The organism is Marinobacter sp. (assembly GCF_052091845.1).
Classification (GTDB): Bacteria; Pseudomonadota; Gammaproteobacteria; order Pseudomonadales; family Oleiphilaceae; genus Marinobacter.
In genome coordinates, this window is record NZ_JBQDCO010000078.1 from 1 (window position 1) to 8,773 (window position 8,773).

General features: G+C 55.2%; 8 protein-coding genes and 1 pseudogene. 1 reads left to right on the top strand and 8 read right to left on the bottom strand.

The genetic code is table 11. The features are described from left to right. Positions 1–114 precede the first annotated feature (114 nt). From ACTHYN_RS15805 to ACTHYN_RS15830, 6 genes are all read right to left on the bottom strand, one after another. A complete protein-coding gene (locus ACTHYN_RS15805; RefSeq protein ID WP_441813364.1) occupies positions 115–1,335 on the bottom strand; it encodes an ABC transporter substrate-binding protein in 1,221 nt (406 codons plus the stop codon). 66 nt (positions 1,336–1,401) lie between these two features. Then, positions 1,402–2,121, bottom strand: a complete 720-nt coding sequence (locus ACTHYN_RS15810; protein ID WP_441813365.1) for an ABC transporter ATP-binding protein — start codon at positions 2,119–2,121, stop codon at positions 1,402–1,404. Then, complete coding sequence (locus ACTHYN_RS15815; protein WP_441813366.1) at positions 2,111–2,884, bottom strand: ABC transporter ATP-binding protein; 774 nt, start codon at positions 2,882–2,884, stop codon at positions 2,111–2,113. The genes ACTHYN_RS15810 and ACTHYN_RS15815 overlap by 11 nt, the downstream gene beginning before the upstream one ends. 254 nt (positions 2,885–3,138) lie before the next feature. Continuing rightward, complete coding sequence (locus ACTHYN_RS15820) at positions 3,139–5,640, bottom strand: acyl-CoA dehydrogenase (RefSeq protein ID WP_441813367.1); 2,502 nt, start codon at positions 5,638–5,640, stop codon at positions 3,139–3,141. A 27-nt stretch (positions 5,641–5,667) separates the two neighbouring features. Beyond that, the gene (locus tag ACTHYN_RS15825; RefSeq protein WP_441813368.1) at positions 5,668–5,835 is read right to left on the bottom strand and encodes a hypothetical protein; all 168 of its coding nucleotides are present in this window, start codon (positions 5,833–5,835) and stop codon (positions 5,668–5,670) included. Positions 5,836–5,846: 11 nt separating this feature from the next. Beyond that, complete coding sequence (locus ACTHYN_RS15830; protein ID WP_441813369.1) at positions 5,847–6,734, bottom strand: AEC family transporter; 888 nt, start codon at positions 6,732–6,734, stop codon at positions 5,847–5,849. Between the two features lie 203 nt (positions 6,735–6,937). On the opposite strand from ACTHYN_RS15830, the gene ACTHYN_RS15835 reads away from it, so the two are divergent. Continuing rightward, positions 6,938–8,119 carry a MalY/PatB family protein gene (locus tag ACTHYN_RS15835; protein ID WP_441813370.1) on the top strand — a complete coding sequence of 394 codons (1,182 nt, stop codon included), beginning with the start codon at positions 6,938–6,940 and terminating at the stop codon, positions 8,117–8,119. A 1-nt stretch (position 8,120) separates the two neighbouring features. On the opposite strand, the gene ACTHYN_RS15840 is transcribed toward ACTHYN_RS15835, so the two are convergent. Both ACTHYN_RS15840 and ACTHYN_RS15845 read right to left on the bottom strand, forming a co-directional pair. Then, positions 8,121–8,504: a hypothetical protein gene (locus ACTHYN_RS15840; protein WP_441813371.1), complete on the bottom strand. Its 384-nt coding sequence runs from the start codon at positions 8,502–8,504 to the stop codon at positions 8,121–8,123. A gap of 56 nt (positions 8,505–8,560) precedes the next feature. Further along, positions 8,561–8,773 (bottom strand): annotated as a pseudogene (locus ACTHYN_RS15845) (succinylglutamate desuccinylase); the annotation flags it as partial.

The following is an 8,773-nucleotide window of genomic DNA, read 5'->3' on the forward strand; positions in this document are numbered from 1 at the left end:
CAAGGCTCAACATGGCGTAAAACACACCGACATTAAGCCCAAGCAGCGCCTGGGCCAGAATGACCTGCATCGACACGTTGGCTATCTCCCTTCAAGTGGTGGTTAAATCGTGTATTAATTAACCAGTGAACACTTGGATTCATCTATCGGGATGTAGGCCTGGTCTGCGGGAATCCTGGAGATTACCTTCAGCAGATCCCACTCGCTTTCCGATTCCGAAGGCTTTTTCGCTTCCACCAGGTACATGTCGTGTAGCATGGATCCGTTGGCTGCAATTTTCCCGTCCTTTACGAACACATCATTCAGGGTCATTTCGCCCAGCGTGGCGCGAACAGCTTCGGTTTCGTCGGTTCCAGCTTCTTTCACCGCTTTCAGGTAGTTGGTCACAGCGGAATAAACGCCGGCCTGCACCATGGTTGGCATGGCACCCTGGCGTTCGCTGAACCGCTCAGACCATTCCTTGGCTTCGTCATTCTGGTTCCACACAAAGGCTGTAGTAAATTGCAGACCCTGCGCAATGTCCAGCCCCATACTGTGCACATCGGTGATGAACACCAGCATGCCTGCCAGCTTTTGACCACCCTGAACAATGCGGAACTGGTTCGCCTGTTTGATGGCGTTCACCGTATCCTGACCAGCGTTGGCTAACCCGATGACATCGGCACCGGAGGACTGGGCCTGTAGCAGGTAGGACGAGAAGTCGTTGGTGGAGAGCGGAGCGTTCACATTGCCTACCACTTCGCCACCCATGTCTTCTACAACCGCACCTGTGTTATCCCGCAGCGAGTGGCCAAAGGCGTAATCGGCGGTGATAAAGAACCACTTCTTGCCGCCGTTTTTCACCATTGCGGTGGCTGTGCCAACCGGCAGGGCATGGGTGTCGTAAACATAGTGAATGCCATAGGGCGTGCACTGTTCTTCTGTCAGCGCAGTGGAGCCGGCGCCTGTATTCATGGTAATAATCTTCTTGTCGTTGGCCAGGCCCTGCACCGAAAGCGCAACGGAGGAGTTATCCAGGGCGGTGATCATGTCCACACCTTCGGTATCGATCCATTCCCGCGCGGTGCTGGCGCCAATATCCGGTTTGTTCTGGTGATCTGCAGAAATCACCTCAATGGTCTTACCCATAACTTTGCCGCCAAAGTCCTCGATGGCCATTTTGGCCGCGACAACCGCGCCCGGGCCTTCCAGGGATTTGTAGACCCCGGACATGTCACTGAGCACGCCAATTTTCACCTTGTCGTCAGACAAACCCTCGGCAGTGGCTAATAGAGGCAAAGTGAGAGACGCTGTCGCCACGGCGCCAACCAATCCTTTTTTCCAGTGCTTGAACATAGTGAGTTTCCTTTTTTTGTTCTCAGGTTCAGGGTCGGGTCCATGAAGGTGCCCTGGCCCACTGGCTCAGACACTCAGGTGCCTGTTCAACTGCTCTTTTTCGGCCTCAAGGTCGGCCGCATCAATTTGTTGGACCACCTTGCCGTGCTCGATTACGTAGTGTCGGTCGGCCAAAGGCGCGGCAAAGCGGAAATTCTGTTCCACCAGAATGATCGTGAAACCCCGCTCCCGGAGCTTGCGAATAACCTCCCCCAAGGATTTCAGGATAACCGGGGCAAGCCCCTCGGTTATCTCATCCAGTAATAGCAGGGTGGCCCCCGTGCGCAGGATTCGGGCAATGGCCAGCATTTGTTGCTCCCCGCCAGAAAGCTTGGAGCCCTGGCTTTTACGACGTTCTTTCAGGTTGGGAAACATGGTGTAGATTTCCTCCACCGACAGCCCACCTTTAGCCACGACCGGAGGTAACTCGAGGTTTTCATCCACGTTTAAAGACGCAAAAATGCCCCGCTCCTCCGGGCAATAGCCAAGCTTGCCCACATGGGCAATTTTATGGGTGGGCAGGTTGATGACTTCGATGCCATGGATTTTGATGGAACCGGTTCGCTTGCTGACTAACCCGAGAATGGCCTTCAGGGTAGTCGTTCTGCCGGAGCCGTTTCTGCCAAGCAAGGTAATAACTTCCCCTTCCTGCAGAGTGAGGTTTACGCCGTGGAGTATGTGGGACTCACCGTACCAGGCGTGCAGGTTTTCAATTCGCAGTAATTCGGGGTTCTGCTCACGCTGCATCTGTGGTTCCCATATAAGCTTCCATCACGTCGGGGTTGCTGGAAACCTCGTCGTAGTTTCCTTCTGCGAGGATTTCGCCCCGGTTCAGTACGGTGATCTGATCGGCTAGCGTCGACACCACATTGAGATTGTGCTCAACCATGACAATGGTTCTGCCTTCAACCACCCGCTTGATCAGGTCGGTTACCGTGCCTACATCCTCCGCACTCATGCCCTGGGTAGGTTCATCCAGCAGCATCAGCCTTGGCTTCAGAGCAATGGTCGTGGCTATTTCCAGCGCCCGTTTTTGACCGTAGGGCAGCTCAATAGCTTTTACATCTGCAAACTTGCCAAGGCCAACCTGCTCCAGTGTTGCCTGGGCCTCTTCATTGAGTTGGTTGAGAATTCCCAGCGGGCGCCAGAATTGATAGGACACCTTCAGCTCCCTCTGTAGCGCAATGCGAACGTTTTCTCTGGCTGTCAGGTGGGGGAATACGGCGGAAATCTGAAATGAGCGAATGAGCCCGCGCTGGGCTATATCTGCGGGTCTGCCATTGGTTATGTCCGCGCCGTCATAGATGATCCTGCCGGATGATGGCTTCAGGAATTTGGTCAACAGATTGAAAAATGTGGTTTTTCCTGCACCGTTTGGGCCAATCAGGGCGTGAATTGAACCGGTTTGGACACTCAAGTTGATGTCCTTTACGGCGGTAAAACCCTTGAAGTCTTTGGTGAGGCCCCGGGTTTTCAAAATAGCGTCGTGTTCCTGAGCGTGACCTGTCACAGCAAGCACCCCTGTCTGGCCAGTTGCTAAGGTACTGGCGATCACTGTTTGTTGTTATTGTCGTCCAATGGGGAAATGGCCGTTGGAGCTCAATCTCGATATTCTGAGTACTGGTCTTAGTAAAGATGGTGAACCGGGATTTTGTCAAGGTAGGCCACAAGATAAAGAAATATCCGGGCAGAGGTCGGAGCCATTCAAATCTGGCCTGTCTATCAAGACGGATCTTAACGACAGGCGCAGACTGGCCATGTGATTTATTCAGGGGCGGGTCTTTCAACGACTTTGCGCTTGCCCTTGGCACATCGGGACAAGGCTTTCAGGCCTTCCTCGTCAAACGCGTCCACCCGGATAACGTCGTACAGGGCGGTCAGTGCCTCCTCAAGCTTGTCGCATTCATCGGCCTTGACAATACCCTCGGTGCAGGCCCAATCCACCAGCTTTTTGCGCTCATGGCCCATCAGTAACGCAATGCCGTCCAGGTCGTCTTCATCACGATTACGAATGGCATCGTGCAGGCGGCCGCGCATGTCGGCGGTTTCGTTTGCCAGTTGATAGGCATTCAACACCCGGCCCAGGGGGTCGTCCGTATCCGTGGTGGCGTAGGCTCCCCGGCTAATGCGCTGACGTAGTGGCGTGTCGTCAACAATGCTGGCAGCCACGCGGGTGCCCAGCTTGTCATCCGGGCCGTTGAGACCGGTTGCCCCCATCGGGAAGACCAGCAGGCGTAAAGGCCAGCGAAGGGCGGGTACGGGGAAGTTGATGATGGCTTCGCGCATGGAATGCTGCAAATCCCGCAAACAGGATTGCAGGCACCAATCGACCAGCGGGCGCTGGTCGTCCGGGTAGCCTTCTTCGTGCCATTGTTTGATCACGGCTGAGGCGTAATACAGCTGCACCAGACTGTCTGCCATGCGGCCGGATAGCCGTTGCCTGGCTTTAAGCCCACCGCCAACAGAGAGCAGGGTTACGTCGGTCATCAGAGCAAACCCGGCCGAGAAGCGGGCAAGCTGACGATAAGCAGACTGAATGTTGCCCTGCCTTGGGACGGGTTCCAGCAAACCGCCCGTCAGGCCCAGAACCAGTGAGCGCAGGGCGTTTCGTGTGGTGTGTGCAATGTGCTTGTAGAAAATGCCATCGAATTTTTTCGTGGCCTGATCTTCGTCTTCCATGCCAGCGGCGGCAATTTCGTCAACAATAAACGGGTGGCAGCGAATAGCGCCCTGGCCAAAGACCATCAGGCTTCGGGTCAGTATATTTGCGCCTTCCACCGTAATGCCAATGGGCACCGCGTTGTAGGCACGGGCCATAAAGTTGCGGGGGCCGGTAATGACGCCACGGCCAGCGACCACATCCATAGCGTGGTTAATGACGTTTCGCATCAGTTCGGTATTGCGGTACTTCAGCAACGCCGAGGGCACGGCGGGCCGAACCCCCCGGTCCAGCATGCCGGAGGTTAGCAGGCGCGCGGCGTCCATCATGTAGGTATAGCCTGCGATGGGTTCCAGTGCCTCCTGCACGCCTTCGAACTGACTGATAGAGCGACCAAACTGTTCGCGGGTGTAGGCATAGGAGCCAGTGGCCAGGCTGGCAACTTTGCCTGCGCCGGTTGCCAGTCCAGGCAAGGAAATAGAGCGGCCGATGGAGAGACATTCCAGCAGCATGGTCCAGCCCTTGCCAAGCATATCCTGGCCACCAATGACTTGTTCCATGGGGATGAACACTTCGGTACCCCAGGTGGGCCCGTTCATGAATACGGTATTCATGGGCAAGTGTCGCGCACCGGCGTTTACACCTTCAGTGTCGCGGGGAACCAGAACGCAGGTTACGCCAATTTCGGCGTTGTCACCCAGCAGGCTATCCGGGTCGTAAACCTTGATAGCCAAGCCAATTAGCGTAGCGACCGGCGCCAGGGTGATGTAGCGTTTGTTCCAGGTCACTTTCAGGCCCAGCACTTCTTCGCCGTTCCACTGGCCTTTACACACAATGCCTTTGTCGGGAATAGCGCCGGCATCCGAGCCAGCAATGGGAGAGGTCAGGGCAAAGCAGGGAATGTCTTCGCCACCGGCCAGACGGGGTAAGTAATGCTGCTTTTGCTCGTCTGTGCCGTAGTGCATCAACAACTCGCCGGGGCCGAGGGAGTTGGGCACCATCACAGTGACAGCTGCAGACACGCTGCGGGTGGAAATCTTCATCACGATTTCTGAATGGGCGGTGTTCGAGAAACCCATACCGCCATCTTCTTTGGGGATTACCAGGCCGAAAAAACCCTTCTCACGGATGAACTTCCAGGCTTTGTTGGGCAGGTCGTAATGCTCGTGAGTGATTTTCCAGTCGTCCAGCATGGCACAGAGTTTTTCTACCGGACCATCCAGAAATGCCTGCTCTTCGCTGGAAAGGTGCGCAGGCCGTGCATCCAAAAGCTTTGACCATTGCGGTTGGCCGGAGAACAACTCGCCATCCCAGTCTACGGAGCCCGACTTCAAGGCTTCTTCTTCGGTGTCTGAAAGTTTAGGGAGACGGCCACGAACCCAGCTCAGAAGCGGGCGGCTGAACTTGTCGAGGCGCAGGTCGCTGGGGATAACCAAAATCAGAGCCAGGGCCAGAAAAAGACCGCCAAACAGAATGCTGGCAATGTGCCATTCATCAAGGAACAGCCCGACTATTGTGGCGACGGACATGACCAGAGCAGCGGTGGTACCGCCAACAGCCAGATAAATCAAAACCAGAGCACTGATGAGCAGAAGAAGCACACTCATGGGCAGACCTCCATATCGTGGGTGAAATTAAACAATTTCAGCTTTAACTTTCGGCCAAAGTTTCCACACATGCAAGGGCAGCGCTGGCAGTTGGTCCTGTTGCCATGCCACCGCCACGCTCCGGCCCACACATAGAGGTGCGAGAATCAGAAAGTTTGAGCGGGAGGTGCTTGCGACCGCGACTGTTTCAGACATGCATTAATTCCTCAGATGTAACCGGCAGCAAAGACCAGCCCGAGCACAATGGGCATCACAACCAGGCTGCCAAGATTACTTAATAATACGAGAGATGCGACCTTGTGAGGTTCTTGCTGATATTGCTCGGCAACCATGTAGTTGAGCACTGCCGGTGGCAGCGCTGCGAACACCCAAAGTGAGGCGACCTGTATACCGGGCAGATCCAGCACTGCAATTATCGGCCAGGCTAGCAATAACCCGCTGACCGGGCAGGCGATGGCACCGAGCATGCCCAGTTTCCAATCGCTGAAATCGATATCCAGCATGCGCACACCCAGCGCAAACAGCATCAACGGTATGCAGACTTCGCCAAGCATGTTCATGGTTTGCAACAGAGACTCTGGCAGTGGGATGCCGCCAATGTTAACCGCCAGCCCGGCAATACTGGCAAACACAATGGGAAGCCTCAGGCGCTGTAAAATCGAGGTGTGCGGATCAAGTATGTACAGGCCCACTGAAAAATGCAGCAGCATTTCCACAATAAACAGCACAATAGCCGCCGGCAGGGCCGCCTCACCAAAGGCAAGCACCAGCAAGGGAAGGCCCATGTTGCCCGAGTTGTTGAACATCATGGGTGGCAGAAAGGTTTTAAGGTTCAGATTGAGCGCTTTCGCCAGCGGGTACAGAACAATCCCCGAGCCCAGAATAATCACGGTTGCTGCCAGTGCAAGCCAGGCATACTCCTGCAGCGGCGCTTTCTGATCGGCCAACACCGCAAACACCAGCATGGGCACAAACAGCTCCATGTTCAGAATGTTCAGGCCCCGGATATCAGGCGTGCGAAACCGCCCATAAAGGGCGCCGCAGCCGGCAATGAGAAACACCGGTAGCAAGGTCGACAGGATCTGACCAGTCATTGAATACTCCAGAGGGCGCGAGGGAGGTTTTGCGCTGAAAAACCATCAGGTTCGCAAGTATGAGGGCGATTCGGCAACTATTATCGCGTTCTGTGCGACCAAAGCCGTGTGCTCAGAATGCGCCTCGCCTGTTGCGGTAACGGCAATACCCACCCACAATCACCCGAGTTTGCCCATTACTAACCGATTGTGGAGTTCCCCCTGTGACAGACCCTTTTGATCAGCATCTTAACCGTGACAATACCCAATCGATAAAGTTTGATGCCTGCCAGGCGGTATTTGGTCGTGATGATGTTATTCCGGTCTGGATTGCAGATATGGATTTTGCTGCGCCAGAGGCGGTAACCCAAGCCCTGTCAGAGCGTGCTGCTCACCCGGCATACGGCTACACCCTGTTTCCTGACAGCTTGTACCAGTCAATCATTAACTGGTTTCGTGAGCGCCATAACTGGGACATTCAGAGAGACTGGATTTTGATGGCCCCTGGCGTGGTGCCTTCGCTACACGCCGCTTGCATGGCCTACGCTGCGCCCGGTGAGGGTGTGATTATTCAACCACCGGTCTATCCGCCGTTCTTCAGTTCGGTTCAGCTCAGTGGCCGTGCAGTGATTGAAAACCCGCTTGTGTGTGACCAAGCCGGGCAATACCGGATGGACCTGGAACACCTGGAAGCCTGCGCTGCGCGCCCGGATGCCCGGCTACTGATGCTGTGCTCACCCCACAACCCGGTAGGGCGCATATGGTCGGAGCAGGAACTGGAAGCGGTTCTGGATATCGCACGTCGCCACGACCTGGTGATCATTTCCGACGAAATTCACTGCGATCTCACCTTTGCCGACAAGCCCCGGCACAGAATGCTGGCCACACTGGCCAGGCCAAGCGATGCGCTGGTAACAGCCATTGCGCCGAGCAAGAGCTTTAATATTCCGGGTCTTGGGTTATCGGCACTGGTGATTCCGGATAAAGAACGGCGCGATGCGATCAAAGAGGTGTTTGATTCCATGCATCTGCCGCAATGCAATCCATTCAGCATTGCAGGGTTTGAGGCCGGCTACCGGTCTGGTGCGCCCTGGCTGGATGATTTGATGAGGTATGTACAGAAGAACCGAGATTTTGTGGTAGAGGCCGTCAATGCTCGCCTGCCCGGCATTCAAACCCAGGCGCCGGAAGGCACTTACCTGATGTGGCTCGACTGCCGAAATCTGGGGCTAAGCGATGCTGCCTTGAAACGGTTTTTTGTAGAGGACGCACGCGTGGGTATGAACCCGGGTATCTCATTCGGTGAGCAGGGCAGTGGATTTATGCGCCTCAACATTGGCTGCCCCAAAGCGGTGCTGGCCGAAGTGCTGACACGCATCGAATCCGTGTTGCCCACCAACCGCTAAATCAATAAGTTGACTCGGAGCAGTGACCTTCTACGCGCTCCCAGAATGGCGGTGTGTTCTTGCCAGGCATGTCGCCATTGGTTTGCTTGACGGCTTTCCACACCTTGCCACCGTGGCTGGCCATGTCACTTTCTTCGTAGGTCTTGGCGTAAAGCCACTGTTCGGGCCGCTCGCAGAGCCCTGTGGTGCCTTCATTCGGCGTACTGTTCATGCTTGATGTTGTGTTTGGAGAGATATCTACATCCACAATCTCACTGGGAACCTCCACCTGCGTGGCTTCGTTATTCTGGGCATTCGCCGTAGAACCGAATGCCATAACAATCAGCGCCAGCAATGTTGAAACCAACGTGCGCGGGTGGAATTTAAACGATGGTTTTTTGAACATAATGGGCTCCTTGGGCGGTTGTCAGAACCGTTCGTGGCTGTAAAACCGGTAGGATACTATTCTCCAGGCACTTTTGCCTCCGTACCTATGTGGTAGGCAGCAAAACCCGCCATAACTACCTGGTCTACCGCCATGCCGATAATTCGGCCATCGCTGCTGGAGTGGATGGGATGCTGGGCATTGGTGATGGGGTCGGCAATATAGCCAAGAATTTGTCCCTCGGACACCTTCGCGCCCAGCTTAACCTCGCTGAACAAAATGCCGCCCTG